This window comes from Stenotrophomonas sp. GD03680, from assembly GCF_029844625.1.
GTDB lineage: Bacteria > Pseudomonadota > Gammaproteobacteria > Xanthomonadales > Xanthomonadaceae > Stenotrophomonas > Stenotrophomonas maltophilia_P.
On sequence record NZ_JAOCKC010000009.1, the window covers coordinates 49,192 to 75,592 of the forward strand.

Annotated in this window: 25 protein-coding genes, 1 pseudogene and 1 riboswitch; of the genes and pseudogenes, 12 read left to right on the forward strand and 14 right to left on the reverse strand. The window is 66.5% G+C overall.

Features of this window, described 5'->3' with window-relative positions; genetic code table 11:
* Positions 1-17 precede the first annotated feature (17 nt).
* The gene (locus tag N5J29_RS12015; RefSeq protein ID WP_053518892.1) at positions 18-1,334 is read right to left on the reverse strand and encodes an NCS2 family permease; all 1,317 of its coding nucleotides are present in this window, start codon (positions 1,332-1,334) and stop codon (positions 18-20) included.
* 84 nt (positions 1,335-1,418) lie between these two features.
* Entirely contained in the window at positions 1,419-3,083 is a 1,665-nt protein-coding gene (ettA, locus tag N5J29_RS12020; protein ID WP_005415249.1) for an energy-dependent translational throttle protein EttA, read from the reverse strand.
* Between the two features lie 251 nt (positions 3,084-3,334).
* Between ettA and N5J29_RS12025 the strand changes: the two are divergent.
* The 5 genes and pseudogenes from N5J29_RS12025 (at position 3,335) to ribD (ending at position 7,714) form a co-directional block, all read left to right on the forward strand.
* A pseudogene (locus N5J29_RS12025) lies at positions 3,335-3,814 on the forward strand (RcnB family protein).
* Positions 3,815-3,960: 146 nt separating this feature from the next.
* Positions 3,961-5,214: a serine hydroxymethyltransferase gene (gene glyA, locus N5J29_RS12030; RefSeq protein WP_065175825.1), complete on the forward strand. Its 1,254-nt coding sequence runs from the start codon at positions 3,961-3,963 to the stop codon at positions 5,212-5,214.
* Between the two features lie 81 nt (positions 5,215-5,295).
* Positions 5,296-5,730 carry a hypothetical protein gene (locus N5J29_RS12035; protein WP_164151695.1) on the forward strand — a complete coding sequence of 145 codons (435 nt, stop codon included), beginning with the start codon at positions 5,296-5,298 and terminating at the stop codon, positions 5,728-5,730.
* 215 nt (positions 5,731-5,945) lie between these two features.
* Positions 5,946-6,467 (forward strand): transcriptional regulator NrdR, encoded by a 522-nt coding sequence (nrdR, locus tag N5J29_RS12040; protein WP_053518899.1) that lies wholly within the window; start codon positions 5,946-5,948, stop codon positions 6,465-6,467.
* A 161-nt stretch (positions 6,468-6,628) separates the two neighbouring features.
* Positions 6,629-7,714 (forward strand): bifunctional diaminohydroxyphosphoribosylaminopyrimidine deaminase/5-amino-6-(5-phosphoribosylamino)uracil reductase RibD, encoded by a 1,086-nt coding sequence (ribD, locus tag N5J29_RS12045; RefSeq protein ID WP_164151693.1) that lies wholly within the window; start codon positions 6,629-6,631, stop codon positions 7,712-7,714.
* 45 nt (positions 7,715-7,759) lie between these two features.
* Here the strand turns inward: ribD and N5J29_RS12050 are convergent, their stop codons facing one another.
* From N5J29_RS12050 to N5J29_RS12065, 4 genes are all read right to left on the reverse strand, one after another.
* The gene (locus tag N5J29_RS12050) at positions 7,760-8,305 is read right to left on the reverse strand and encodes a hypothetical protein (RefSeq protein ID WP_197623060.1); all 546 of its coding nucleotides are present in this window, start codon (positions 8,303-8,305) and stop codon (positions 7,760-7,762) included.
* Positions 8,306-8,566: 261 nt separating this feature from the next.
* A complete protein-coding gene (locus N5J29_RS12055) occupies positions 8,567-9,451 on the reverse strand; it encodes a hypothetical protein (protein ID WP_164151690.1) in 885 nt (294 codons plus the stop codon).
* Between the two features lie 140 nt (positions 9,452-9,591).
* Positions 9,592-10,461 (reverse strand): hypothetical protein, encoded by an 870-nt coding sequence (locus tag N5J29_RS12060; RefSeq protein WP_164151688.1) that lies wholly within the window; start codon positions 10,459-10,461, stop codon positions 9,592-9,594.
* Positions 10,462-10,589: 128 nt separating this feature from the next.
* Entirely contained in the window at positions 10,590-11,213 is a 624-nt protein-coding gene (locus N5J29_RS12065; RefSeq protein WP_053518907.1) for a hypothetical protein, read from the reverse strand.
* Between the two features lie 237 nt (positions 11,214-11,450).
* A riboswitch (FMN riboswitch) is annotated at positions 11,451-11,596 on the forward strand.
* 74 nt (positions 11,597-11,670) lie between these two features.
* Between N5J29_RS12065 and N5J29_RS12070 the strand changes: the two genes are divergently transcribed.
* The 6 genes from N5J29_RS12070 to N5J29_RS12095 all read left to right on the forward strand — a co-directional run bounded on the left by N5J29_RS12070 (position 11,671) and on the right by N5J29_RS12095 (position 18,595).
* A complete protein-coding gene (locus N5J29_RS12070; RefSeq protein ID WP_111186317.1) occupies positions 11,671-12,282 on the forward strand; it encodes a riboflavin synthase in 612 nt (203 codons plus the stop codon).
* Positions 12,279-13,379 (forward strand): 3,4-dihydroxy-2-butanone-4-phosphate synthase, encoded by a 1,101-nt coding sequence (gene ribB, locus N5J29_RS12075; protein WP_053516472.1) that lies wholly within the window; start codon positions 12,279-12,281, stop codon positions 13,377-13,379. The genes N5J29_RS12070 and ribB overlap by 4 nt, the downstream gene beginning before the upstream one ends.
* A gap of 173 nt (positions 13,380-13,552) precedes the next feature.
* Entirely contained in the window at positions 13,553-15,061 is a 1,509-nt protein-coding gene (locus tag N5J29_RS12080) for an alanine/glycine:cation symporter family protein (RefSeq protein ID WP_065175761.1), read from the forward strand.
* Positions 15,062-15,898, forward strand: coding sequence for a TrmH family RNA methyltransferase (locus N5J29_RS12085; protein WP_164150935.1), 837 nt, complete (start codon positions 15,062-15,064; stop codon positions 15,896-15,898).
* 246 nt (positions 15,899-16,144) lie between these two features.
* On the forward strand, positions 16,145-17,134 hold the full coding sequence (locus N5J29_RS12090) for a hypothetical protein (protein WP_164150937.1): 990 nt from the start codon (positions 16,145-16,147) through the stop codon (positions 17,132-17,134).
* Positions 17,135-17,143: 9 nt separating this feature from the next.
* Entirely contained in the window at positions 17,144-18,595 is a 1,452-nt protein-coding gene (locus N5J29_RS12095; RefSeq protein ID WP_197625475.1) for an amino acid carrier protein, read from the forward strand.
* A 136-nt stretch (positions 18,596-18,731) separates the two neighbouring features.
* Here the strand turns inward: N5J29_RS12095 and N5J29_RS12100 are convergent, their stop codons facing one another.
* The 4 genes from N5J29_RS12100 to N5J29_RS12115 form a co-directional block, all read right to left on the reverse strand.
* Positions 18,732-20,153, reverse strand: a complete 1,422-nt coding sequence (locus N5J29_RS12100) for a M28 family peptidase (protein ID WP_164150941.1) — start codon at positions 20,151-20,153, stop codon at positions 18,732-18,734.
* Between the two features lie 178 nt (positions 20,154-20,331).
* On the reverse strand, positions 20,332-20,736 hold the full coding sequence (gene mscL, locus N5J29_RS12105; protein ID WP_053517072.1) for a large-conductance mechanosensitive channel protein MscL: 405 nt from the start codon (positions 20,734-20,736) through the stop codon (positions 20,332-20,334).
* Between the two features lie 52 nt (positions 20,737-20,788).
* Positions 20,789-21,505 (reverse strand): fumarylacetoacetate hydrolase family protein, encoded by a 717-nt coding sequence (locus N5J29_RS12110; RefSeq protein WP_065181655.1) that lies wholly within the window; start codon positions 21,503-21,505, stop codon positions 20,789-20,791.
* A 78-nt stretch (positions 21,506-21,583) separates the two neighbouring features.
* Positions 21,584-21,865, reverse strand: a complete 282-nt coding sequence (locus tag N5J29_RS12115) for a hypothetical protein (protein ID WP_128988456.1) — start codon at positions 21,863-21,865, stop codon at positions 21,584-21,586.
* Between the two features lie 180 nt (positions 21,866-22,045).
* On the opposite strand from N5J29_RS12115, the gene N5J29_RS12120 reads away from it, so the two are divergent.
* Complete coding sequence (locus tag N5J29_RS12120; protein WP_053517065.1) at positions 22,046-22,381, forward strand: Rieske (2Fe-2S) protein; 336 nt, start codon at positions 22,046-22,048, stop codon at positions 22,379-22,381.
* 293 nt (positions 22,382-22,674) lie between these two features.
* On the opposite strand, the gene N5J29_RS12125 is transcribed toward N5J29_RS12120, so the two are convergent.
* The 4 genes from N5J29_RS12125 to thiS form a co-directional block, all read right to left on the reverse strand.
* Entirely contained in the window at positions 22,675-24,522 is a 1,848-nt protein-coding gene (locus tag N5J29_RS12125) for an SLC13 family permease (protein ID WP_053517063.1), read from the reverse strand.
* A 27-nt stretch (positions 24,523-24,549) separates the two neighbouring features.
* Positions 24,550-25,284, reverse strand: a complete 735-nt coding sequence (gene trmB / locus N5J29_RS12130; RefSeq protein ID WP_053517060.1) for a tRNA (guanosine(46)-N7)-methyltransferase TrmB — start codon at positions 25,282-25,284, stop codon at positions 24,550-24,552.
* Positions 25,284-26,078 (reverse strand): thiazole synthase, encoded by a 795-nt coding sequence (locus tag N5J29_RS12135; protein ID WP_053517058.1) that lies wholly within the window; start codon positions 26,076-26,078, stop codon positions 25,284-25,286. Before N5J29_RS12135 ends, trmB begins: the two co-directional genes overlap by 1 nt.
* A 114-nt stretch (positions 26,079-26,192) precedes the next feature.
* Positions 26,193-26,393 (reverse strand): sulfur carrier protein ThiS, encoded by a 201-nt coding sequence (gene thiS, locus N5J29_RS12140; RefSeq protein WP_053517056.1) that lies wholly within the window; start codon positions 26,391-26,393, stop codon positions 26,193-26,195.
* Between the last annotated feature and the right edge of the window lie 8 nt (positions 26,394-26,401).

The window sequence follows — 26,401 nt, forward strand, 5'->3', positions numbered from 1 at the left end:
GCGGGCCCCTGCCCTGATTACTCCAGCGCGAAGCGCAGCACGAACAGCACGGCCACCAGCCACACCGCCGGATGCACCTCGCGCCAGCGGCCAGTGCCGGCCTTCAGCGCGGCGTAGGCGATGAAGCCGAAAGCCAGTCCATTGGCGATGGAGTAGGTGAACGGCATCGCCAGCGCGCACAGGGCCGCCGGCACCGATTCGGTGAGGTCGCTCCAGTCCACTTCCACCAGCTCGCGCAGCATCAACCCGGCAACGAACAGCAGGGCCGGTGCGGTGGCGTAGCTTGGCACCATCGAGGCCAGCGGCGAGAACAGCAGGGCGGCCAGGAACAGCGCGGCGACCACCAGGGCGGTGAGGCCGGTACGGCCGCCCACCTGCACGCCCGAGGCGCTTTCGGCGAATGCCGTGGTGCTGCTGGTGCCCAGCATGGAGCCGGCGACGATTGCCGTGCTGTCGGCCAGCAGTGCACGGCCGAAACGCTTCTGCGCACCCGGCAGCTTCAGCAGGCCGGCGCGGCCGACCACCCCGTACAGCGTGCCGGTGGCATCGAACACCTCCACCAGCACGAACACCAGCACCACCTGCAGCAGTACCGCGATGGGGGCACCGCCGTCGTGGTGCAGCAGGCCCGGCAGGTCCAGCTGCAGGAAGGTCGGCGCCAGGCTTGGCGGCAGGGACACCAGTCCCTGGTACTGCACGTCGCCCAGCGCCCAGCCGGCCCCAGTGACCGCCAGGATGCCGATCAGGATCGCACCACGGATGCGGCGCGCCTCCAGCACGGCGATCAGCAGGAAGCCGGCCAGTGCCAGCAGCGGTGGGGCGGTGTTGAGCGGGCCCAGCGCCACCAGCGTGTCCTCGTTGCCGATGATCACCCCGGACTTCTGCAGGGCGATGATGGCCAGGAACAGGCCGATGCCGGCGACGATGGCTGAGCGCAGTGACGAAGGAATGCCGGATACCAGCCAGGCACGCACGCCTGTCAGCGACAGCACCAGGAACACCAGGCCGGAGATGAACACTGCCGCCAGCGCCTGCTGCCAGGGCAGGCCGGCGGCGCCGACCACGGTGAAGGCAAAGAACGCGTTCAGGCCCATGCCCGGAGCCATGCCGACCGGGAAATTAGCTGCCAGCGCCATCACCGTGGAGCCCAGCGCGGCCGCCAGGCAGGTGGCGACAAATACCGCGCCCGCATCCATGCCGGTGGTGCCGAGGATTTCGGGGTTGACGAAGACGATGTAGGACATCGTCAGGAAGGTGGTGACACCGGCCAGCAGCTCGGTGCGCACGGTGGTGCCGTGCTGCTGCAGCTGGAACAGGCGTTCGAACAGGGACATGGGGCTTCTCGTGAAGGTGTCTCCCAGCAAGCGGGCGACCCACAGAAGGAGAAAGGCCGCGCGAGCGCGGCCTTTCCTGTTGCGTTACTTCAGTGCCTTGAAGCGCAGGCGCTTCGGCGCAGCGTCATCGCCCATGCGGCGCTTCTTGTCTTCCTCGTACTCGCGGTAGTTGCCCTGGAAGAACTCCACGTGCGAGTCGCCTTCGAAAGCGATGATGTGCGTGGCGATGCGGTCCAGGAACCAGCGGTCGTGCGAGATCACGAAGGTGTTGCCCGGGAACTCCAGCAGCGCGTCTTCCAGCGCACGCAGCGTTTCGATGTCCAGGTCGTTGGACGGTTCGTCGAGCAGCAGCACGTTGCCACCCTGCAGCAGGGTCTTGGCCATGTGCAGGCGGCCACGCTCACCACCGGACAGCGAGCCGACCATCTTCTGCTGGTCCTGGCCCTTGAAGTTGAAGCGGCCGATGTAGGCGCGCGACTGGATCTCGATGCCGTTGATGTTGAGGATGTCCAGGCCACCGGCGATTTCCTGGAAGACGTTGTGGTTGCCTTCCAGCTTGTCGCGGCTCTGGTCCACGTAGGACAGCTGCACGGTCGGGCCGATCACGATCTCGCCCGAATCCGGCTTCTCCTGGCCGGTGATCATCTTGAACAGCGTCGACTTGCCGGCGCCGTTCGGGCCGATGATGCCGACGATCGCGCCCGGCGGAATCAGCATCGACAGGTTGTCGATCAGCAGGCGGTCGCCGAACTTCTTGGACACATTCTTGAACTCCATCACCATGTTGCCCAGGCGCTCGCCCGGCGGGATGAAGATTTCGTTGGTCTCGTTGCGCTTCTGGTAATCCTGCGACTGCAGCTCTTCCAGGCGGGCCAGACGGGCCTTGCCCTTGGAACGGCCGCCCTTGGCGTTCTGGCGCGACCACTCCAGTTCCTTCTGGATCGCCTTCTGGCGGGCCTTTTCCTGGTTTTCTTCCTGCTTCAGGCGCTCATCCTTCTGCACCAGCCATTCGGTGTAGTTGCCCTTCCACGGAATGCCGCGGCCGCGGTCCAGTTCCAGGATCCACTCGGCGGCGTTGTCCAGGAAGTAGCGATCGTGGGTAACGGCCACCACGGTGCCGGTGTAGCGCGCCAGGAACTGTTCCAGCCATTCCACCGACTCGGCGTCGAGGTGGTTGGTCGGTTCGTCCAGCAGCAGCATGTCCGGCTTCTGCAGCAGCAGGCGGCACAGCGCGACGCGGCGCTTTTCACCGCCGGACAGGTTGGCGATCTTGGCATCCCACGGCGGCAGGCGCAGCGCATCGGCAGCCACGTCCAGCTGGTTTTCCAGGGTGTGCGCGTCGCCGGCGGCCAGGATCGCCTCCAGGCGCTCCTGTTCCTTGGCCAGCGCGTCGAAGTCGGCGCCTTCCTCGGCGTAGGCGGCGTACACCGCCTCCAGCGCAGCCTGGGCCTGCAGCACTTCGCCCACGCCTTCCTCGACCGACTCGCGCACGGTCTTGTTCGGGTCCAGTTCCGGTTCCTGCGCCAGGTAGCCGACCTTGATGCCCGGCTGCGGGCGTGCCTCGCCCTCGAAATCGGTATCCACGCCGGCCATGATCTTCAGCACGGTCGACTTGCCGGCGCCGTTCAGGCCCAGCAGGCCGATCTTCGCGCCCGGGAAGAAGGACAGCGAGATGTCCTTGATGATCTGCCGCTTGGGCGGGACCACCTTGGACACGCGGTTCATGGTGTAGATGTATTGCGAGGACATGAGGTCTCCGTAGGCGCGACCCTGCGCCCGACCGTCACGGGAGGTTTCCCGGCGCGGCAGCGGGCACAGACTTGAATGGAATACCGGCAATTATAGCCGGAACCGGTTACCCGCCGCGCCACGGGGAGCCGGCCGGGCTGGCCGCGGCCTGAATCGCCGTCACAGTCCTGAAGCGGGAAGCGTTTCCAGCCGGAAACGGTTCAGATCCGGTGCGCAATATGGGGTCACCACCACCCAAGCAGAGGTCTGACATGCGCATCAATCGAGTAATGGCCGGAGCCGTGGCCTCTGTGCTGGCGCTCGGCGCGGTTGCCCCGGCATTTGCCGACGACGACCATCGCGGCCGCGGTCACGACCGCCGCGAGTGGCGGGAGGATCGTCGCGAGTGGCGACAGGACCGTCGTGACTGGGAGCGCGACCGCCGTGAGGCCCGGCGCGATTACCGGTAGGACCGCCGCGAGTGGCACCGTGACCATGACCGCTACTACCGCCCGGCACCGCCGCCGCGTGTGGTCTACCGCCCTGCCTATGGCCCCGGCTATGGCTGGAAGGTGGGGCACCGCTACCGCGACTACTATCGCGGCCCGATCTACGTGGTGAACGACTATCCGCGCTACCACCTGCGCCGTCCGCCGCATGGCCACCACTGGATCCGCGATGACCGCGGCAACATGCTGCTGGTGGCCATCGCCACCGGCGTGATCGCCCAGTACGTGCTCAGCAGCCGCTGAGGACCCCGCAACATCACTCGGAACCATACGGGGCCGGATTCCTTCGAGGGATCCGGCCCCGTCCGTTTCGGCCCCAGCCGGCCGGTGCGGGGCTACAATCAGGGGCTGAGCCGTACACCCCCTTTCCCTGCCTGCTGGAGTACCCGATGTTCCCGCGTGACGTCCGCATCGAATCCTACGATCCCGAACTGGCCAAGGCCATCGCCGCTGAGACCCAGCGCCAGGAAGACCATGTCGAGCTGATCGCTAGCGAGAACTACACCAGCCCGGCAGTGATGGAAGCGCAGGGCAGCCAGCTGACCAACAAGTACGCCGAAGGCTATCCGGGCAAGCGCTACTACGGTGGTTGCGAGTACGTGGACATCGCCGAGCAGCTGGCGATCGACCGCCTCAAGCAGCTGTTCGGCGCCGACTATGCGAACGTGCAGCCACACAGCGGCTCGCAGGCCAACCAGGCCGTGTACTTCGCGCTGCTGCAGCCGGGCGACACCATCCTCGGCATGAGCCTGGCCCACGGCGGCCACCTCACCCATGGCGCCAAGGTGAACGCCTCGGGCAAGCTGTTCAACGCCGTGCAGTACGGCGTGAACGACCAGGGCCTGATCGACTACGACGAAGTCGAGCGCCTGGCCCTGGAGCACAAGCCGAAGATGGTCGTGGCCGGCTTCTCGGCCTACTCGCAGGTGATCGACTGGGCACGCTTCCGCGCCATCGCCGACAAGGTCGGCGCCTACCTGTTCGTCGACATGGCCCATGTCGCCGGTCTGGTCGCCGCCGGCGTCTATCCGAGCCCGCTGGACCATGCCCACGTCGTCACCTCCACCACCCACAAGACCCTGCGCGGCCCGCGCGGCGGCATCATCGTCGCCAAGGGTGCCGATGAGGACCTGGTCAAGAAGCTGCAGTCGATCGTGTTCCCGGGTATCCAGGGCGGTCCGCTGATGCATGTCATCGCCGGCAAGGCGGTGGCCTTCAAGGAAGCGCTGGAACCGGCCTTCAAGACCTATCAACAGCAGGTGGTGAAGAACGCCCAGGCGATGGCGAGCACGCTCATCGCGCGCGGCTACAAGATCGTCTCCGGCGGCACCCAGAACCACCTGATGCTGGTGGACATGATCGGCAAGGACGTGTCCGGCAAGGACGCGGAAGCGGCACTGGGCAAGGCGCACATCACCGTCAACAAGAACTCGGTGCCGAACGACCCGCGTTCGCCGTTCGTGACCTCGGGCCTGCGCCTGGGTACGCCGGCGGTGACCACCCGTGGCTACACCGAGCAGGACTGCGTGGATCTGGCCAACTGGATCGCCGATGTCCTCGATGCGCCGAACGATGACGCCGTGATCGCCCGCGTGCGCGATGCCGTCAGCGCGCAGTGCCGCAAGTACCCGGTCTACGGTTGATCGGGTAATGGGGTCGGATCCCGTCCCGCAGGGAAGGGCTCTGACCCCGGGCCAAGTAGATCAACGCACATGGATGAGCGTATGGATGAACGTCTGCACAAGCGCCTGCACCTCGTGCAGGCCCTGCTGTTCGGGCTGCCTGGCGTGCTGCTGGGAGGCACCGTGGCCTTGGTGGGCGTGTACTCCGGCCTGACGCAGGAAACCCGCCTGCCGAGCCGGCTGCTGCTGGTGTGCTGGGGCACCGCCGGGGCGCTGGGCATTGTTGCCTGGTTGTACATCGGCGCCGGTTTCCTGCTGCAGGGCCGGTCTGGCCTGCAGGCAGTGGGCCGGGTGTGGTGGGCGTTGCTGGCGCTGGGCGCGCTGGCAGCAGTGCCCGCCGTCGTGCTCGGGCTGGTGGTCGGCCTGACCGAACGCATGGAGGGCTTCAGCCTGTTGCTGTTCGGCCCGCCGCTGTTGCTGCCCGCGGCGCATCTGGCCTGGCTGCGCTGGCGGCCTGCTCACCTTCCGGGCGCCTGACTTTTCAGGCAAGTCGCATGGTGGTGTAGGGATGGCATGTCCAGCCTCACGCATCAGGGTGTTTCTGAGTATCTGGGTGCATCTGGGACGGCTGCAGGGTTGCCCTTGACGAGGGACCGTACCGCACATGAAATTTGCCGGAAAGCCCCTTCTCAGGTACCTTTGCGACGCTGCCATGACCGTGGCATTAGGTTGTCCCCTGAGCCAGGCGTTCCATGTATTGCCCCTTCTGCCAACATGCCGATACCCGGGTCATCGACTCGCGCGTCTCTGAAGACGGCGCGACGATCCGCCGTCGGCGTGAGTGCGAGGCCTGCAACGAGCGCTTCAGCACCCTGGAAACCGTCGAACTGAAGCTGCCGGCCATCGTCAAGAGCGATGGCACCCGCGAGGCCTTCGACCAGCGCAAGGTACGCGCCGGCTTTGATCGCGCGCTGCAGAAGCGTGCCGTGCCGGAAGACAAGATTGAAGCGGCGGTGCGTGCGGTGGTCCATCAGTTGCGCCTCAGTGGCGAGCGTGAAGTGCCTTCGATCAAGGTGGGCGAGTTCGTGATGAACGAGCTGCGCAAGCTCGATCACGTGGGGTACGTGCGATTCGCTTCGGTCTACCGCAGCTTCGAGGATGTGGCCGATTTCCGCGAGGAAATCGAAAAACTCGAACGCGAGCTGCCGGCCAGCACCGAACAGCTGCAGCTGTTGGGCGATGTGATCGCCCTGGCCAAGAAGAAGAAGGGCTGACCGCCTCTGCGGTGGCCTGTGCCAACCTCGGTTGGCACTGATGGCGCATCCACGGGTGGGTGCCAACCTCGGTTGGCACCGATGGCCGCATTCACTGGTGGGTGCCAACCTTGGTTGGCATCGATGGCATGGATCAACACCGGCAGCGTTACCATGGCCAGATGACCATCCCATTCTCCGTACTCGACCATCTGCACATGGCCAGCGCGCTGCGTCTGGCCGAGCGCGCCGCCTACACCACCCGCCCCAATCCGATGGTCGGCTGCGTGATCGCCCATGGTGAACGTGTGGTCGGGCAGGGCTGGCACCAGCGTGCCGGTGGCCCGCATGCCGAAGTGTTCGCGTTGCGCGAGGCCGGTGGTGAGGCGCGCGGTGCCACTGCCTACGTCACCCTTGAGCCCTGCGCGCATTACGGGCGCACACCACCGTGCGCGCTGGCACTGATCGAGGCCGGTGTATCGCGTGTGGTCGCTGCGCTGCGTGATCCCTTCCCGCAGGTCGATGGCGGCGGATTCGACCTGCTGCGCGGCGCCGGCATCGAGGTCGCCGAAGGGCTGATGGCGGCGCAGGCACGCGAGCTCAACAAGGGCTTTCTGTCACGCGTGGAGCGCAATCGCCCGTGGCTGCGGGTGAAGCTGGCCGCCAGCCTGGACGGGCGTACGGCGATGGCCGACGGCACGTCCAAATGGATCACCGGAGCAGCGGCGCGCGAAGACGTGCAGCACTGGCGTGCACGCGCCGGCGCGATCCTGACCGGTGCCGATACCGTGCTGGCCGACGATCCGATGCTGACCGTGCGCCTGGCCGATGCCGAGGTGATGCCGCCACTGCGCGTCGTGCTCGATTCGCGCCTGCGTTCCCTGCAGTGCAGCCGCGTGCGCGAGGGTGGGGCACCCACGTTGTACCTGCATGATGCGGCGGTCAGTGCACCCGATGCAGCCGATGCCGAATTCGCCAGCGTGCCCAGTGCCGACGGCCGTCTCGATCTTGGCGCGATGCTGACCCTGCTGGCCGGGCGCGGCATCAACGAAGTGCATACCGAAGCCGGCGCTACGCTGGCCGGTGCGCTGCTGCGCGGCGGCTGGGTGGATGAGCTGCTGCTGTACCAGGCGCCCACCCTGCTGGGTGACCGCGCCCGCCCGCTGCTGGCCGGGCTGGGCATCGAAGCGATGCAGCAGCAACGCCGGCTGCGCGTGGTCGAGCAATGCCAGGTGGGTGAGGACCTTCGCCTGCTGCTGCGGCCGTAGCATTGGCAGGCGGCGGACGAGACGGACGCGCGGTAGCCGGGGTGGTCAGTCGTGGAGCAGGATTGGGGGAACATCCCCCGCGATACGCATGTCCCATGCCTCGAACGGCAGCAATGTCAGCAGAATGGCCTGGTACAGCTGGTCTGAACGTGCCTCATGCACGTCGCCATGGCGATAGGAGGACCACCCCACCACATGGGTGCGATGCAATGCCGCCGGCGCACTGCGAAGGTGGACGGCGTAGGCGCTGAAGAACACATCGCTGTGCTGCGCCTGCCCGCCGGGCCCGGCCTGGCGCAATGCCCGGTAAAGCGCGAACGTGGGCGCCGGGTCGGGCAACGCGCAGGCGAGCGTGAATCGACCAATCTCGGGACTGCCCAGCGGCAGGAACGCCTCGGCGCAGGTGGCCGTCGACAGTCGCGCCAGCAGTGCATCGGTGACATCCTGCATCACCGACGCCGAGGTGCTGCTGCCGCAGCCAGGTGGGCAGATCATCGAGGCTGCGCTGCCAATCGATTCCGTTGCGAGGAACAGCGGCAGCGTCCCACAGGGCCAGCTGGTCGCGCGCAGCCGGATCGTGCTGGAGGACAACACGCGCCTGCAGCGTGTACTCCTGTTCCGGCGTGTGTGGCGCGGCAATGCACACGCCGGTGAACAGACAGGACAGAGCGGCGAGCAGGCGCATGTATGGGGCCGGGAAGGTGCTGCAGGATCGGCCCCGGCATCCTGTGAAGCAATGCAACAAGTTGCAAACGGGGTCATGCAGCGCATGTCCCCGCTGCGATGCCATCATCACGCGATCAGGTGCATTCGAGTGTCGCCGGGCATGGCCCGGCGCTACCACTTAGCGGCTCAGGCGCATTCGTCGGTCCACATCATCTCGGCCAGCGGGCGCAGTGCCTTGCACTCCTGCGTCATCTCCTCGACCGACTGCACCTGCGCTTTGGCCTTCAGCTCTTCGGCCATCGCGTCCACGCCGCTGATCTGGTCGGGCGCGATCTTCGCCACGCAGCTGCGGTGCTGCTGCAGCAGCAGGTCGCAGCCGGGTATGCCGGTCACTTTCGGCGCGTTGGCCGCCTGCGCGTCCTGCATCCAGTCCTCGAACGGAGCCAGCGCACCGGCCACGGTGCCCACCAGATCATCGAAGTTGCCGCTGTACCAGTAGCCGTTGTCCTTGGCCGGGTAGAGGGTGAAGGTGCCGCTGACCGGCACGCGTGCACCACTCTGCAGCGCCTGGGTGTAGGCGTCGGTGAACTGCTTGCGCGAGGCCGGGCTGGCATGGTCGGCCAGGCTGGCGGCGAACAGGGGGCGGACCTTGCCCAGGTCGGGCATCTGGCAGGTGTAGGTGATCCGCGCCAGCTTCTGGTCTTCAACGTATTCGTTGTCTTCGATCAGGCTCTGGGTTGCGCGGCACTTCGAATCACGCAGCGCCTTGGCGTACAGCGCTTCGGTGGCCACAGCGTCGATCGAAGCGCCGGTGCTGGCCAGTACCGTCTGCCAGGGTTCGGCCAATGCCTTGGCCAGCGCGCCCGGGTTCGGAGTCACGGCGTCCTGGCCCTCGAACGCCGGCTTCAGCGCGTCGTTGAGCGTGCGCGTGGCGGTCGCGTCGTCTTCCAGCAGTACCCGGGAATAGAGATCGAACGTCTGTTCGGGGCTCAGCTGCGTCGAGGCGGCGCTGGCGAACAGGGGAGCGCACAACAGTGCAGTGGCCAGCAGGGAGCGCAGGGGGGTCTTCATGACAGTGATTCCGGGTCCATAGGCGGGCAAGCCTAGCGCATTTTCCGCTGTTGCCGCAGGCAGAAGAACGGGCCACTTGCGGGGGCGTCCGATCGTACGACGAGGATCGGGGAACGCGCTTCAGGCGGGTGACCACGTGGTCATCGTCGTGGCAGCGTGTTGTCGAACGTGGCTGACCACTGATCACGGTAGGCGTCATGGATCGCCCTGCAGTATCTCATTGAAGATTCCCGACCCAGCATGTTCAGAAGCTCCGCCATGCTTTCATGAAGCGCTGCGCCCCGCTGGCGTGGGTCGTCCGGATAGTGGCGTGCTGCGAATTTCATCTGTGCGTCCAGCATGAGATCACACGCTGGAATGCCGGAGAATACAACGACGGACTCAGCATCGATCCGTTCGTCCCACTCCTTGAAGGGGAGCAATCGCTCAAACAGCGCGGGGGCAAGATCGTCCAAGGTGCCGCCCATCCATGGGCCAGGACTGCCGAGACGGTAGAACGCGGCTTCCGCCTGGTGGATGCGGTCGGGTGCGTCGCTGACAATCGCAGCGTACTGATCGAGGAAGGCCGCGAATCGCTCTTCATCCTTGTCCGGATGGAAATACCTGCGGTTCTCGCGGTAAACGTCAAAGGCCGCCGATACGTCCGGGAGCAGGCATTGATAGCGTACCTCGTGATGATCTGATGTGTCGCGTTTCACGGCCTCGATCCCAGTGATCTCGCAACGGATGCGCTGGATGCGTGCATGTATTGCCTCGGTTGCCGCCGCACTGAACACTTTGTCCAGACCTCCAAAGGCATACAGCCGGTACGTGCTGGATGCGATGTGATGGTGGTGGTCAGCGTCCGCCGTCTCCAGGCTGCGCCTGAGGATGTCCCGGGCTCGACCATCATTGTGGGCAATGACCTCGATATACGCATCAAACGTTGCTTCCAGTGAAAGCGCGGCGGGTTCTGCTGCGCGCGTGGCAAACGGTACGGACAGCAACAGGGCAAGGACAGGTTTCAGCACGGCATGGACAGGAACGCGTGAGGGGCCCAGAGGATCGGGCGTGCCGGCCCGGCAATCCATGCAACCTGTCCGAAAAAAAAACGGGCCCCTTGCGGGGCCCGTTCGATCGCACGACGAGGATCGGGCAATCAGAAGCTGGCGCGGACGCCGGCCGAGAACTGGGTGACATCGCGCTGGCCGGAGACTTCTCCCACCAGGCCCCAGGTCGGGGTGAAATTGATCTGGCCACCGACGGTGCCGACCCAGGTGCCCTTGAAGTCGTTGCCGCCATCCATGTAGCCGGCCTTGGCCCACGCTTCGGTCTTCGGCGAAGGCTTGCCACGCACGCCCATGGTGGCGCGGGCCAGGTTGGTGTGATCCTTCAGGTGTTCGCGGCCGAACAGATCCGATTTCACGGTCAGCTCGGCGTTCTGGCGCACCCAGGCGATGTCGGCGGTGTAGTCCAGGCGGTCCGTCCACGGCATGTGGTAGCCGATGCCCAGCTCAGGCTGGTCCAGTTCGAACTTGGCCGACGCACCGGTGAAGTGGTAGCTCTTGCTGGTACGCGACCAGCTGCCGAACACGTGCACCTGCTCGGCCAGCGCGAACGAACCGCGCACGTAGCCGCCGTCAAGCTTCGGGTCGTTGAAATCGCTGTCGTCGGTCTTGACCTGGGTCCAGCCACCTTCGACGTAGGTGTAGCTCAGCCCTTCGGCGGCCGAGGCCAGCGGAGCGACGGCCAGCAGGCTGGCGATGATCAGGAGCTTGCGCATGGGAATTCCTGTGAATTGCAGTCCATTGGCGGGCGCGCCGGAGGCGCAGCCCGTGGCGACCTCATGTCGTCCGCGGCGAATTTTAATGAAAGTTTTACAAAATGCGAGAGACAGCCGTCACAGGCTGGGCAGGCTTGGGGTCAGATCCGTTTCCCGCCGGGAAACGGCTGCGGCGCCGGGCATCCCACCCCGTTCAGCCCGGGCTGGTACACTTGCTGCGCCGGTTCGCCGGTACACAAACGTCTTCAGGGCGGGGTGCAACTCCCCACCGGCGGTAGGTGCGCAAGCACGAGCCCGCGAGCGCCCCGGTCCACGGCCGGGGGTCAGCAGATCCGGTTCAAGGCCGGAGCCGACGGTCATAGTCCGGATGAAAGAAGACGGTGCCACAGGGCTCATGCCCTGCGCGTGCCTGTTTGCCTTGCGGCGTTTTTCGCTCACATCCTGCGGAGAACGTTACTTGTTTACTGGAATCATCGAAGGCGTCGGCCGTCTGGCCGCACGCGAGTCCATCGGCGGCGATGTCCGCTTCACCTTCAATGTCGGCAACCTGCCGTTCGATCACGTGCAGATGGGCGAAAGCATCGCCATCAACGGTGTCTGCCTGACGGTCATCGCATTCGACGCCAACAGCTTCCAGGCCGATGCCTCCACCGAGACGCTGGGCCTGACCACGCTGGGCCAACTCGAGCAGGGCGCGGTCATCAACCTCGAGCGTGCCATGCGCCCGACCGATCGTCTGGGTGGGCATCTGGTCAGCGGCCACGTTGATGGCCTGGGCCAGGTGCTGTCCATCCACGATGACGCGCGCGCCCAGCGCTGGCGCTTCGCCGCGCCGGCCTCGCTGCTGCGCTACATCGCCAAGAAAGGCTCGATCTGCGTGGACGGCGTCAGCCTCACCGTCAACGAAGTGGACGAGGAAGGCTTCGAGGTCGCGCTGATCCCGCATACCGTGGCCAACACCGCCTTCTCCGCCTCCGGCGTGGGCAGTGCGGTGAACCTGGAAATCGACCTGGTCGCCCGTTATGTCGAACGTCTTGTTGGCGGGCACCTGCAGGGAGGCGCAGCATGAACTTCGCGCCGATCCCCGAGATCCTGGAAGACATCCGCCAGGGCCGCATGGTCGTCATCGTCGATGACGAGGACCGCGAGAACGAAGGCGACCTGATCATGGCTGCCGAGCTGGTCAAGGCCAGCGACATCAACTTCATGGTTACCCATGGCCGTGGCCTGGTGTGCCTGCCGTTGACCCGCACCCGCGCCGCCGACCTGGGCCTGGCGCCGATGGTGCAGGCCAACACCGCGCAGTTCCAGACCAATTTCACCGTCAGCATCGAAGCGGCTGAGGGCGTGACCACCGGCATCTCCGCCCATGACCGCGCGCATACCATCCGCACCGCGGTGAAGCCCAACGCGCGGCCGTCGGACCTGCACCAGCCCGGCCACATCTTCCCGCTGATCGCCCAGCCGGGCGGCGTGCTGACCCGCGCCGGCCACACCGAGGCGGGCGTGGACCTGGCCATGCTGGCTGGGCTGGAACCGGCCGGCGTGCTGGTGGAGATCCTCAACCCGGACGGCAGCATGGCGCGTCGCCCGGAGCTGGAAGTGTTCGCCCGCGAGCACGGCCTGAAGATGGGCTCCATCGCCGACCTGATCGCCTACCGCCTGGCCACCGAGAAGACGGTCGAGCGCGTTGATGAGCGCGACATCGATACCGAGTTCGGCCCGTTCAGGCTGGTGACCTACCGCGACCGCATCGCCCACGACCTGCACTTCGCCCTGGTCCGCGGCACTCCCGACGCTGGCACGCCTACGCTGGTGCGCGTGCAGGTGGAGAATCCGCTGGCCGACCTGCTGCACTGGCGTCGTGACGATTTCGGCGTGGCCGCCACCGACGCGCTGCGTGCGATCGCCGCCGAAGGTGCCGGCGTGATGGTGGTGCTGTCGGCGCCGCGCGATGGCGAGGCGCTGCTCGCGCGCCTGCGCCAGCAGCCCGCACCGGTGGTGCCGGGCAAGGACAAGGATGTGGGCCAGTGGCGCCGCAATGGCGCCGGTGCGCAGATCCTGTCCGATCTGGGTCTGGGCAAGCTGCGCGTGCTGGGCACGCCGCGCCGGCAGATCGGCCTGGCCGGCTATGGCCTGGAAGTGGTGGAGACGGTGGCCCTGTAACGGTCGCCCCGTGGGGTCGGAGCCCGCGGTGCGGGATCCGACCCCGGTAGCGCCGGGCCATGCCCGGCGGATGCCTTCCGGCGCTATCGCAGCGACCTTCGATCAGGGAGAATCGACCGGTCCCTTCCAGCCGACGGGACGTCCATTCACCCCGCCGACTGGAGAGAGCGCGCGTGGAAGCTACCGTACATTTCGTCAACAGCATCATCTGGAGCAAGGCACTGATCTTCGTGTGCCTGGCGGCCGGCCTTTACTTCAGCGTCCGCACCCGTTTCATGCAGATCCGCGGCTTCGTGGAAATGTGCCGCCTCACCGTCAAGGGCGAAAAGTCCGACGCCGGCGTTTCTTCGTTCCAGGCCCTGGCCATGTCCATGGCCGGGCGCATGGGTATCGGCAACATCGCCGGCGTGGCCACGGCCATCGCCTTCGGTGGCCCCGGTGCGATCTTCTGGATGTGGGTGATGGGCTTCCTCGGTGCATCCACCTCGTATGTGGAATGCACCCTGGCGCAGATCTACAAGACCAAGGATGCCGAAGGCCGCTACCGTGGTGGCCCGGCCTACTACATTGAAAAGGCGATGGGCCTGAAGTGGTATGCCATGGCCTTCGCCATCGCCACGATCATCGCCGCCGGCTTCCTGATGCCGGGGGTGCAGGCCAATGCCATCGCCGACAGCATCATCAATGCCTGCCGTGGCGGTGCGCTGTGCGGGCCGCTGGATGGCCAGGCCTTCGGCATGGAATCGGTTGCCGCGCTCAAGCTCGGCATCGGCATCGTGGTCGCGCTGCTGCTGGGCGTGGTGATCTTCGGCGGCGTCAAGCGCATCGCCACATTCGCCGAGATCGTGGTGCCGTTCATGGCGGCGGCCTTCATCCTGATGGCCATCGTCATCATGATCCTCAATGCCGACCAGGTGCCGGAGATGTTCGGCATCATCTTCAACAGCGCGTTCGGCACCCATGCGGCGTTCGGCGCGATGATGGGCCTGGCGATCGAATGGGGCGTCAAGCGCGGCATCTACGCCAACGAAGCGGGACAGGGCTCCGGCCCGCACGCGGCGGCGGCCTCGGAAGTCTCGCATCCGGCCAAGCAGGGCTACGTGCAGGCGTTCGCGATCTACTTCGACACCATGATGGTGTGTACCGCCACCGCGTTCCTGATCCTGGCCAGCGGTACCTACAACGTGTACTCGCCGGTGGAAGGCGCGGCTCCGGTGTTCCAGGGCCTGGCCGGCATTCCGGAAGGGGCGGGCTATGCGCAGGCCGGCGTTGAAGCCGTGCTGCCGGGCTGGGGCGCGTCGTTCGTCTCGCTGGCGATCTTCTTCTTCGCCTTCACCACCATCATGGCGTACTACTACATGGCCGAGACCAATCTCAGCTATGTGAACCACAACAAGCACCGTCCGCTGACCGTGTTGTGTCTGCGCCTGGGCATCATCGCCATGGTGGTGTTCGGTGCGTTCCACAACGCGACCCTGGCCTGGGGCCTGGGTGACATCGGCGTGGGCTTGATGGCCTGGTTGAACATCATCGCCATCTTCATCATCCAGAAGCCCGCGATGCTGGCGCTGCGCGATTACGAACGACAGAAGAAGCTGGGCCTGGATCCGACGTTCGATCCCGATGCACTGGGCATCCGGAACGCCGATTTCTGGCGCCAGCGCAAGCAGGAGAACGTGTAAGTGAACAACCCCTGGAACAACCGCCGCCCGTCCGCTCGTCCGCCGCGCGCCACACCGTTGCCGCGCACGGACCTGCCGGCAACGGGTGGCGGTGGACGCGGAGGCAGCGATGAGCTGCGCCTGTACGGCCTGAACGCCGTGCTGGCCGCGTTCGCAGCGCGGCCGCAGGCACTGCGCAAGCTGTATCTGCTGGAGGCCCGGATTCCGCGCCTGCAGCCGCTGTTGAAGTGGTGCGTGGCCAACCGCGTGGGTTACCGAGTGGTCGAGGAGGGCGATCTGAACAAGCTGGCCGGCACTACCCACCACGAAGGTGTGGTGGCCGACGTGCTGCGTGCGCCGACCGTACCGCTGGCGCAGTGGTTGCAGCAGATCGGCGAGGGCCCGTCACTGGCGCTGTGGCTGGATGGCGTAGGCAATCCGCACAACCTCGGCGCGATCCTGCGTTCGGCGGCGCACTTCGGCGCGAAGGCGCTGCTGTTGCCGGCCGGCAGCACGCTGGCGCTGTCCGGTGCGGCTGCCCGCGTGGCCGAAGGCGGTGCCGAAGCAGTGCCGCTGGTGCAGCTGCCTGCGACCCCGCAGGCGATGGCCCAGCTGCGCGATGCTGGCTTCGGTCTGGCGGCCACACTCGTGGATGGGGGTGACGATGTGTTCCGCACGTCGCTGCCGGCGCGTCTGGTCTACGTCATGGGTGCCGAAGGCGAGGGCATGGACCGCGACCTGGCCGGCGACTGTGACCTGCAGGTCTCCATTCCCGGCAGTGGCGCGGTGGAGAGCCTCAATGTGGCCTCGGCCACCGCAGTGCTGCTGGCGCAGTGGGCGAGCCGTCGCGACGGCTGACGGACAGGTCACCGCCATCGGCTGCCAGGACCCGGCCCCCGTGGCCGGGTTTTTTTTGCGCCATGCACCGGCGGGACCACCGCGGACGTCGTGCAGCGTCAAGATGACTTAAGGGAGATAACGTCGTCTTGTGTTGCGTACAGCCTGATTTTTTCGATCAAGCGTGATTTTGAAACTTGCCTCATTGTTGCGCCCCCTTGCTCGACGCAGGTTGGAGTTCCATTCCTGTCAGGCAAGGTGTTTCACATGCATGGTCGTCATCGCTGCGCCCTCGGTGCGCTCCTCTCGCTGTCAAGCCTGCTTGCGTCGGTTGATGCACATGCCAGCGCGCGCAGTCTGGAAGGTGTCAACTTCACGGGTCCGCTGATCACCCCGAATCCGGCAGGCATGCCGAAGGGGAGCGGCTACATCGAACCCTATCTGGTACGTGTCGACAGCCGCGATCACTTCGATGACCGTGGCCAGCGCCAGCGCAGTGGCGAGCGCAGTGGTGGCTGGACGGTGGTGGTGCCCATCGCCTATGGATTGGGCGAGCGGATCACCGGCCAGGTCAACCTGAGCGCGTCGCGCGCCGAATCCGGTGCCGCGCACAGCCGGGGTTTCCGCGCGGGTGACACCACTGCGCGCCTGCAGTATCTGCTGCAGGCGGCCAATGCGGATGGCACCCGGCCCGCGGTTTCAGTGGCGCTCGTGCAGCGCTTCAGCACGGGCAGCCATGACCGCATCACCGGCAATCCGCTCGACGCGCAGGGTGACGGCGTGCAGCGTACCGTCGCCGCACTGGGCGTGCAGCAGGTGGTGTGGTTGGGCAACGAGCGGCCGCTGCGCTGGCGTGCCCAGCTCAGCGCGGGTCCGGCGCCTTCCCGCACGGCCCTCACCGGTGCCAGCGTGTACGGTACCGCCGCGGGCTTCCAGGGCCATATCGCGCGTGGTTCGGTACTGGGCCTGTCGATCGGCGCCGAATACAGCGTCAACCCCCGCTGGGTGGCGGTGATGGAAGTGGCGGCCAGCCGCGAGACCCGGCAACGCCTCAGCGGTTTCGCTCCCGGCGCAGAAGGCGCCATCGCGCGCGTCGACGAATGGCGCCCGGCCAGCCGTACGCTGACTTTCGCCCCCGCGTTGCAGTACCACTTCAGTCCCTCGCTTGGCCTGATCGCCGGCGTGGAGGTCACGGTGGCCGGCCGCAATGCCGCCCGCCTCATCAGCCCCCAGGTCGCCCTGGGCATGTCCTTCTGAGGGGGCGCGATGAACGTCGAATCGATCGTCAATGCCCTTCTCGGCGTGGTGTGGAGCCCTTACCTGGTGGTGCTGTGCCTGCTCGCCGGCCTGTACTTCAGCGTGCGCACCCGCTTCATCCAGCTGCGCGCGCTGCCTGACATGCTGCGCCTGGTGTTCCGCCATGAGCGGTCCGATGCAGGGGTGTCCCCGTTCCAGGCGTTGTCCCTGTCGCTGTCCAGCCGGGTGGGCGTTGGCAATATCGCCGGTGTGGCGATGGCCATCGCCTTCGGTGGTCCCGGTGCGATCCTGTGGATGTGGGTTGTCGCTTTCCTGGGTGCGTCCAGCGCCTTCATCGAATCGACGCTGGCGCAGATCTACAAGGATCGCGATGCCGGTGGCCAGTATCGGGGTGGCCCGGCCTACTACATCGAGAAGGGACTGGGCCAGCGCTGGTATGCGGTGCTGTTTGCACTGGTCGCCGTGCTGGCCGGCGCGATGCTGGCGGGTACGCAGTCCAATGCGATCACCAGCGCGGTGAATGAAGCCTGGGACGTACCGGTCGTGTTCACCACCGGCGCACTGCTGGTTGCACTGGGTGCCATCCTTGTTGGCGGTGTACGCCGCATCGCCGGTGTCGCCCAGTGGCTGGTGCCGCTGATGGCCATCGCCTATCTGCTGGTGGCCGCGATGGTAATGGTGCTCAACGCGGACAAAGTGCCGGAGGTCGCAGCGCTGGTGCTGCGCAGTGCCTTCGGCATGGATGCAGCGTTCGGCGCCATGATCGGCACGGCGATCCAGTGGGGCGTGCGCCGCGGCGTGCTGTCCAACGAAGCCGGCATGGGCAGTGGTGCGCACCCGGCGGCCGCAGCGGAGGTCTCCCATCCGGTCAAGCAGGGCCTGGTGCAGTCGTTCTCGGTCTATATCGACACGATGGTGGTGTGCAGTGCGACCGCCTTCCTCATTCTGTCTACCGGCCTGTACAACGTCTACGACCCGGCGGTGAACGGCATTCCAGATGATGCGCGCCTGCTGCTGGGCAATCTGCCGGGCGTCGAGGCCGGACCGCGTTTCGTGCAGCACGCGGTGGAGTCGGCATTGCCGGGCTTCGGCCGTTCATTCGTGGCGTTGGCCATCCTGCCCTTTGCGTTCACCACCATCCTGGCGCTGTACTACATGGCCGAGACCAACATCAGTTACCTGTGCCGGGACCGCCCGATGCCGTGGGTGATGGGCGGGTTCCAGCTGCTGTTCCTGCTGGCCACCGGCTACTCGGCGCTGAACAGTGCCACGGTCGCCTGGTCGCTGGGGGATATCGGCGTGGGCCTGATGAGCTGGTTGAACATCCTCGCCATCCTGCTGCTGCAGAGGCCGGCGCTGGCTGCGCTGCGCGATTACGAGCACCACCGTCGCTTGGGGACGGATCCCCTGTTCGATCCGCACCGGCTTGGTGTTCGCAACACCTGCGCGTGGGAACGGTAACTGTCCGGGCAGATGGGGTGACCCAGCCTGGTGGGTGCGATCCCCTCTGGTGGTGCGATCCCCTCTGGTGGGTGCGGACCTCGGTCCGCACCTCCTTTCCCGCTGCACCCGCCGGGCATCGCCCGGCGTGGCCCCCTCACTCGTTCGGCGGTGTGGTCGCTTTGGCTTCACTGCCGAAGTTGCCGTCGGCTTCTGCGGCCAGGTAGGCGAATACGGTGTATGCCGCCACATTCTGCGCCAGCGCCTTCGGGTCGATCTTGTCCAGCGTGTCGTCGGCGGTGTGGTGCAGGTGGAAGTAGTCCGAACCATCCTGTGCCAGCCACGCCCAGGCGCCACCCTTGGCCGCCAGCGGGCCGATATCCGGCCCCGGGCCGCCCTTGTCGGCTGCGTACTCGATGCCCAGCGGCTTCATCACCTCGGCGATCTGCCGGGTCGCTTCGCGCGAGCCTTCCGGGTTTGGCGAGCCGGTATTGAACGCATAGATGCGGCCGGCACCGAAATCGCTCTCGGCAGCCAGCTGGTGCAGCGCCACGTCCTTTGCATGTGCTTCGGCGTAAGCCTTGCCGCCGTACAGCCCCTGCTCTTCGTTGGCGAACGCGATCACCCGGATCGTGCGCTTGGGGGCCTGCTTGAGCTGGCCGATCAGATACCCCGCGGCCATGGTGATGCCGACACCTGCGCCGTCATCGACGGCACCGGTGCCCAGATCCCACGAATCCAGATGGCCACCGATCACCACGACTTCCTTGGGCAGGGTGCGGCCAGTGATCTCGCCGATCACGTTGTAGGAGGTCGCCGTACCGTCCCAGCCGCAGTCCAGCGCGACCTTCACCGTGGTGCTGCCACGTGCCAGCAGGCGTGCCAGCTGGTCGGCATCGGGCACCGACAGGGCCGCGGACGGTACCGGGGTCAGGCCGTCATCGAATCGGGTGATGCCGGTGTGCGGTACGCGATGCGAATCGGTGCCGGCCGAGCGCATCAGGAAGCCGACGGCGCCCTTGCGGATCGCTTCGGACGGTCCCTTGCTGCGGATCGCGCCACCACGGCCGTAGTCGCGGCCATCGCGGAACGGCAGCATCTGGTAATCGACGAAGGCGATCTTGCCCTTCAATGAACCGGCGGGCGCAGCCTGCAGCGCGGCCAGGTCGGCGAAGCGCACGACCCCTGCTTCAACGGTACCGCCCGGGCTGCCACCCAGTGCGGTGATCTGCAGCGGCTGCGGGTTCCTGCCGGTCACGGCGGCGTGTTCGCTGCGGCGCTCCCACTTCGGGAAGGTCACCGGTTCTTTCCAGACCTTGTCGAAACCCAGGGCCTTGAACTTGGCTTCGGCCCAGGCGACCGCACGCGCGTCGGCTTCGCTGCCGGCGATGCGTGGACCGATTTCGGTGGTCAGCGACTCGACCACCTTCCAGCCGGTGTCATCGGCCAGGGCCTGATCGCGCAGCTGCGCGGCCGTGGCCAGCGACGCCGGGGGCAGGGTGGTGGCGCGCGGTGCCGCGAAGGCCGGGGCGGCCAGCAGGGCAAGGGAGGATGCGATGGCAAGGACGCGGCGACGCATGGACAACTCCGGGAAGGGACCAAGCCTTGGAGCTTAACAGTCGTTCAGACGCGCGCATGGGCGGGAGGTCATGTCCGGAGCGAACGCTGTTTTCCGCCACGTCCGGCAAAGCGAAAGCCCCGCCGGAGCGGGGCTTTCACATGCGGCAGCCTCGCCGGGTACGGCCCGGCGCTACGCCTTATTTCTTCAGGCTGTCGCGGATCTCGCGCAGCAGCACCACTTCCTCGGCCGGGGCGGCGGGAGCGGCTTCCTTCTTGCGCGACAGACGGTTGATGACCTTGATCACCAGGAAAATGGCGAACGCAACGATCACGAACTGGATCAGGGTGTTGATGAAGTCACCGTAGCCGATCACCACCGCCGGAATCTCCTTGCCGTCCGGCCCGATGCGTGCCGGCGACAGCGTCCACGCCAGCTGCGAGAAGTCCACCTTGCCGATCAGCAGGCCCAGCGGCGGCATGATGATCTTCTCAACCAGTGCAGTGACGATCTTGCCGAAGGCGGCGCCGATCACCACGCCGACGGCGAGGTCGATGACGTTGCCGCGCATCGCGAATTCCTTGAATTCGGTGAGCACTCCCATGTGTTTTCTCCTGTGGGGGATGTGGACAGCGCGCAGAGTAGCGCAGGTGGTGTCAGCCGGCGATCACGCCGTGGCGCTCGGCCACGTTTTCCAGGCGCGCGCTGAAACGGTCGCCCGGCTTCAGTGCGGCCACTCCGGACGGCGTGCCCATGAACACCAGGTCACCGGCGCGCAGCTGCCACAGCTTGGACAACTCGTGCAGGATTTCCGGCACGTTCCAGATCATCTGGTCCAGCAGGGCCTGCTGGCGCACTTCGCCGTTGACTTCCAGCGACAGGTTCAGCGCCGCCAGATCGCCCACTTCGCCGGCATGCACGATTTCGCTGATCGGTGCGGAGGCATCGAAGCCCTTGGCGGCGTCCCAGGGATGGCCCTTCTCCTTGGCGGCCGCCTGCAGATCGCGGCGGGTCAGGTCCAGGCCGACGGCATAGCCGTACACCAGTGCTTCGGCATCGGCCACGGGAAGCTCGCCGGCCGGGGCATCACGACCGATGGCCACCACCAGCTCCACTTCGTGATGCAGGTTGGCCGTCGCGGGCGGATAGGGGATGGCATCGTCATGGCCGACCACCAGCGCATCGGCAGGCTTGCTGAAGAACATCGGCCGGCCGCGGTCGTCGGCCGCCGGCACCGCGGCTCCCATTTCGCGCGCATGGTCGGCAAAGTTGCGACCCACGCAGTAGACGCGGTGCACGGGGAAGCTGCCACCGCCCACCACCGGAACACGCGGCGTGGCAGGTGCAGGGATCACATCGGAAACATCGGACATGCGGGCATCCAGGAAGGGAATGCCCGCAGTCTAGAACGCATGGCGCCCGCCGTCAGCGGGCACGCCGGCCGGCAGGGCTCAGCGCGAGGCCGGCAGCACCGGCTTGCGCACCACCCGGTACTCGCCCTCGACCACGGTCGGGTCGGCCGGTCGGGCTGCACCCGCCTTGCGCGAGGCCAGCAGCTTCCACGCCAGGCCGACCAGGATCATCGCCGCACCGACGAACACGCCGATGAACACCATCGCGGCCAGGATCGCCAGGCCGAGCAGGCCCACGGCAACGCGCACCAGCGGGTGACGCGGCTTGCGCGGCGCGAACAGGGTGCGGAACTGGTTGAAGGCGGAATCGCGATTGAACATGGCGGCTCGATAGGCTGGGAAATCAGCGAAACCAGAGTATCGGGAGCCCGCACTGTCATTGAGTGAAAAACTCGTTAAATATAGCCTGTGCTTATTACGAATCAATGACTTGTGTTCATCCTGCAGCCAGTCACCTGAGCAGGCGTGCGACAATGCTTCTTTACTGTCCGAGCCTTCGCCATGACTGCCGCTGTTGCCCTGATCGCCCTTGATGCCATTGCCGATGGTGCGTTTGCCGAGGTCGAAGCAGTGGTCGAGGGCGATGCCGAGTCGTTGCTGCTGTATCGCGACGGCGCACAGGTGCGCGCCTTCCTGAACATCTGCCCGCATGCCGGCCGTCGCCTGGACTGGGCGCCGGGGCAGTTCCTGAAGAGCCGCGAGGGGCATCTGGTCTGCGCCGCCCACGGCGCCTCGTTCGCGTTGGACAGCGGTGACTGCATCGCCGGCCCCTGCAAGGGCGACCGCCTGCGCGCGGTGCCGGTGGACGTGCGTGATGGGCAGGTCTACCTGGCCTGAGGCCGGCTAGGGGGCGGCTCCGTTTTCCGTAGGAGAACGGCTCTGACCCACCAAGCCAGGAGCAGTCGAGCAGGGCTCGACTCTGCAAAGGCATCCACGCATGGCGTGGATCTACCGTGTCGACCAAGGTCGACACCTACCAAAGCGGTGCACGACGCCGTTCTGGCAGATCGCAGAAATCTGTCGGACCCACCCCGCCATCCCACGAAATGCACGCTTTTGCCGTTGAGGTTGCCGGCCAGCGGCCGGCACTACTGGGGTGCAGGGCGCAGCCCTGCCGATGAACCCGACCCTCAGAACATCAGGTTGATCATCAGCACCACCACACAGGTGTAGATCAGCGACAACGGTCCGCCGACCCGCCACATCTCGCGCGGGGTGTAGTTGGCCGGGCCGGTGATCATCGAGATGACCGGATTGGACGCCGTCATCAGATTGTTGGAGGCCGACAGCGCCACGATCAGTGCGAACGCGGTGGGGTTGCCACCCGCCGCCAGCGCCAGATTCACCGCGATGGGCACCATCACGATGGTTGCGCCGACATGGCTGATCACCAGCGAGAACACCGTTGTCAGCAGCGCCAGGGCCAGCTCCAGCACCCACACCGGTATGCCGGTGGGGAGCTTGTCAATGGTGTGGCCGGCGACCCAGGCCGCCGCGCCGCTGGAGTCCATCGCCCAGCCGAGCGGGATCAGTCCGGCCATCATGAACACGGTTTTCCAGTTGATCGAGGCATAGGCCTCGTCCATCCGCAGCACGCCCGTCAGCAACATGCCGGCCACGCCGGTCATCAGGGTCAGCGCTACCGGAAGCTTGCTGGTCAGCGCGATCAGGATCGTCAGCGCGAAGATCGCCATGGCGATCTTGAACTTGTGCGGGCGCTGTTCGCCGGTCGGGTAGTCGGTGACCACCACGAAGTCACGGCTCTTGGCGGCCTGCGCCAGGTCGGTCCAGATGCTGTGGAAGACCAGCATGTCGCCAGCGCGCAGCTGCACGTCGCGCACGTCCTCGCGGATCACCTGTTTGTCGCGGTTGATCGCCAGCAGGCTGATGCCGCGCTCCTTGCGCAGGCGCAGGTCGGCCGCACTCTTGCCGATCACGTTCGAGGTCGGCGGCACCACCGCCTCGGAAATGCCCGCGCGGCTGGGATTGAACAGGTCGCCCAGGTGCTTCAGCCGCGAGGACATGCGCAGGAACTGGTTCTGGGCGAAATCGCCGATCTGCTCGCGCGGACCCATCGCGCCCAGCACACTGCCCACCCAGATGCGCATTTCCGCAGGTGGCGCCAGCCGCGTATCGTTGCCGGTCTTCAGCGCCAGCAGCAGCGGCGCGTCATGCAGGCTCTCGGCCTCGCCCAGGGTCATGCCGACCAGCGGGCTTTCGGCGGTGACCACCAGTTCGAACACATCGCCTTCGATGCCGTAGGTCTTGGCGAAGTAGCTCTCGGTACGGGCCGGGGTGACCCCATCGTTGACCAGGGTCTCTTCCTCGATCAGCTTGCGATCGCCGTAATAGCGGAAGTACAGCAGCGAGGCGATCAGCAGCGCCACGCCGATCGGCAGCGGCGCGAACATGCGCAGCGGCTCGATGCTGGCCAGGCCGGAGGGCAGGTTGTTGTTGGCCGAGGCCAGCAGGTCGTTCAGCAGGATCAGCGGCGAGTTGCCGACCATGGTCAGCGCACCGCCCATCACGATCGCCGCCGAGATCGGCAGCAGCAGCCGCTGCATGGTCAGCCCGGTGCGTGCCGCCAACCGCGAGGCGACCGGCAGGTACAGCGCCATCACCGACGGGTTCTGCATGAAGGACGAGTTCAGGCCGGCGATGGCCGTGGTCATCATCAGCAGGCGCTGCTCGATGCCATGTCCGCGTCGCAGCAGCCAGGCCGCGAGCCGGTTCAGTGCGCCGGTGCGGTCAAGGCCCGCACCGAGGATGGTGGTGGCGATGATGCTCATCACCGCGTTGCCGGAGAAGCCGCCGAAGATTTCCTCCGGGGCGATCAGGCCGGTGACACCCAGTACCACCAGCACCACCAGCGCGACGACGTCGGCGCGGATCCGCTCGAACAGGAACATCGCCATCGTGAAGCCGACCAGCCCGAGTACGAGCTTCATGTCGTTGGTCAGCGTCAGCGCGGTATCCATGTGGGGCGCGGCGTCCTCGGGCGATCGTCAGGTGCGGTCGTACAACAGGTCCCAGACGCCATGGCCGAGCTTCTGGCCGCGGGTCTCGAAGTGGGTCTGCGGCCGCCATTCCGGGCGCGGCACGCTGCCCCGTGGACCGGCCCGGTTGACCAGGCCGGCGGTCGCATCGAGCACGTCCCACATCTGTTCGGCGTAGTCTTCCCAGTCGGTGGCGCAGTGCAGGCGGCCGCCCGCACGCAGCTTGCGCACCAGCAGCTCTGCGAAGGCCGGCTGCAGCAGGCGGCGCTTGTTGTGGCGCTTCTTGTGCCACGGGTCCGGGAAGTAGATGCGCACTTCATCGAGCGCGCCATCGGCGATCTCGTTCTGCAGTACTTCCACCGCGTCATGGTGGTACAGGCGCACGTGGTCGGCGTTGTCGTCGGCCAGGGCGTTCAGCAGGCGGCCGACACCGGGCGCGTGCACTTCGATGCCGATGTAGTCGCGCGACGGGTCATGCTGGGCAGCAAAGCGCAGTGCAGCGCCGTTGCCGAAGCCGATCTCCAGCACCTTGTGCGCCGGGCGACCGAAGGTGGCGTCCAGGTCGCGCGGCTGGCCGCTGTAATCCAGGCCGAAGCGCGGCCAGCGTTCGTCGAACGCGCGCTGCTGGGCAGGCGTGAAGCGGCCCTGGCGCAGCACGAAACTGCGCACCTCGCGGCGCCCCTCGCTGACGGTGAACGGCTTGGGCGGGGCCTTGGACCCAGCGCTGTCGAAAGGATTGGTCATCAGCCGATCAACCCATCCACCGGCGACGACGCGCTGGCGTAGCGCTTGCGCGGGATGCGCCCGGCCAGGAACGCCTCACGGCCGGCTTCGACCGCCTTGCGCATCGCGCTGGCCATCAGCACCGGGCTGCGCGCGCCGGCAATGGCCGTGTTCATGAGCACGCCATCGCAGCCCAGCTCCATCGCGATCGCCGCATCCGATGCCGTACCGACGCCGGCATCGACGATGATCGGCACCCGGGCGTCTTCGATGATCTGCAGCAGGTTGTACTTGTTCTGGATGCCCAGGCCCGAACCGATCGGCGCGGCCAGCGGCATCACCGCAGCGCAGCCGATCTCTTCCAGGCGCTTGGCCAGGATCGGGTCGTCGGAGGTGTAGACCATGACCTCGAAGCCATCCTTGACCAGCTGTTCGGCGGCCTTGAGGGTCTGCATCACGTCCGGGTACAGGGTCTTCTGGTCGCCCAGCACTTCCAGCTTGGTCAGGTTGTGGCCGTCCAGCAGTTCACGGGCCAGGCGGCACGTGCGCACCGCGTCTTCGGCGGTGTAGCAGCCGGCGGTGTTGGGCAGGATGGTGAAGCGCTCCGGCGGCAGCACGTCCAGCAGGTTCGGCTCGCCGGGGTTCTGCCCGATGTTGGTGCGGCGGATGGCCACGGTGACGATCTGGGCGCCAGCGGCCTCGGTGGCCAGGCGGGTTTCTTCCAGATCCTTGAACTTGCCGGTGCCGGTGAGCAGCCGCGAGCCGTAGGTCTTGCCGGCGATCACCAGCGAATCGGGGGAGACATGAACGTTCATGGCGCGATTATCGCTTATCCGCCTGAAGATGGGGTCGTCACTTCGATGCCGCCGGGAGGCAGGCGCAGGGGCAGCGCCTGCCTCCCGGCGAGCGCGCAGCGCGGGCGTCGTGCCTCAACCCCCACCCAGGGCGTGCACGATCTCCACCACGTCACCTTCGGCAAGGCGATGCTCGCCATGGCGGCTGCGGCTGACGATCTCGCCATTGACCTCGACCGCCACCCGGCGCTGCAGCAGCTGCTCGGCCTCGAGCAGGTCATGGAGGGTTGCCGAAGCGTGCAGGGTGCGGGGTTCGCCGTTGAGCTGGATGTTCATGGCGGCAT

What these genes read in the sequence shown, in the direction of transcription:
- N5J29_RS12015 (WP_053518892.1), bottom strand. Translation starts at nt 1,334, where the DNA reads ATGTCCCTGTTCGAACGCCTGTTCCAGCTGCAGCAGCACGGCACCACC.
- ettA (WP_005415249.1), bottom strand. Translation starts at nt 3,083, where the DNA reads ATGTCCTCGCAATACATCTACACCATGAACCGCGTGTCCAAGGTGGTC.
- glyA (WP_065175825.1), top strand. Translation starts at nt 3,961, where the DNA reads ATGTTCCCGCGTGACGTCCGCATCGAATCCTACGATCCCGAACTGGCC.
- N5J29_RS12035 (WP_164151695.1), top strand. Translation starts at nt 5,296, where the DNA reads ATGGATGAACGTCTGCACAAGCGCCTGCACCTCGTGCAGGCCCTGCTG.
- nrdR (WP_053518899.1), top strand. Translation starts at nt 5,946, where the DNA reads ATGTATTGCCCCTTCTGCCAACATGCCGATACCCGGGTCATCGACTCG.
- ribD (WP_164151693.1), top strand. Translation starts at nt 6,629, where the DNA reads ATGACCATCCCATTCTCCGTACTCGACCATCTGCACATGGCCAGCGCG.
- N5J29_RS12055 (WP_164151690.1), bottom strand. Translation starts at nt 9,451, where the DNA reads ATGAAGACCCCCCTGCGCTCCCTGCTGGCCACTGCACTGTTGTGCGCT.
- N5J29_RS12065 (WP_053518907.1), bottom strand. Translation starts at nt 11,213, where the DNA reads ATGCGCAAGCTCCTGATCATCGCCAGCCTGCTGGCCGTCGCTCCGCTG.
- ribB (WP_053516472.1), top strand. Translation starts at nt 12,279, where the DNA reads ATGAACTTCGCGCCGATCCCCGAGATCCTGGAAGACATCCGCCAGGGC.
- N5J29_RS12090 (WP_164150937.1), top strand. Translation starts at nt 16,145, where the DNA reads ATGCATGGTCGTCATCGCTGCGCCCTCGGTGCGCTCCTCTCGCTGTCA.
- N5J29_RS12095 (WP_197625475.1), top strand. Translation starts at nt 17,144, where the DNA reads ATGAACGTCGAATCGATCGTCAATGCCCTTCTCGGCGTGGTGTGGAGC.
- N5J29_RS12100 (WP_164150941.1), bottom strand. Translation starts at nt 20,153, where the DNA reads ATGCGTCGCCGCGTCCTTGCCATCGCATCCTCCCTTGCCCTGCTGGCC.
- mscL (WP_053517072.1), bottom strand. Translation starts at nt 20,736, where the DNA reads ATGGGAGTGCTCACCGAATTCAAGGAATTCGCGATGCGCGGCAACGTC.
- N5J29_RS12110 (WP_065181655.1), bottom strand. Translation starts at nt 21,505, where the DNA reads ATGTCCGATGTTTCCGATGTGATCCCTGCACCTGCCACGCCGCGTGTT.
- N5J29_RS12115 (WP_128988456.1), bottom strand. Translation starts at nt 21,865, where the DNA reads ATGTTCAATCGCGATTCCGCCTTCAACCAGTTCCGCACCCTGTTCGCG.
- N5J29_RS12120 (WP_053517065.1), top strand. Translation starts at nt 22,046, where the DNA reads ATGACTGCCGCTGTTGCCCTGATCGCCCTTGATGCCATTGCCGATGGT.
- N5J29_RS12125 (WP_053517063.1), bottom strand. Translation starts at nt 24,522, where the DNA reads ATGGATACCGCGCTGACGCTGACCAACGACATGAAGCTCGTACTCGGG.
- trmB (WP_053517060.1), bottom strand. Translation starts at nt 25,284, where the DNA reads ATGACCAATCCTTTCGACAGCGCTGGGTCCAAGGCCCCGCCCAAGCCG.
- N5J29_RS12135 (WP_053517058.1), bottom strand. Translation starts at nt 26,078, where the DNA reads ATGAACGTTCATGTCTCCCCCGATTCGCTGGTGATCGCCGGCAAGACC.
- thiS (WP_053517056.1), bottom strand. Translation starts at nt 26,393, where the DNA reads ATGAACATCCAGCTCAACGGCGAACCCCGCACCCTGCACGCTTCGGCA.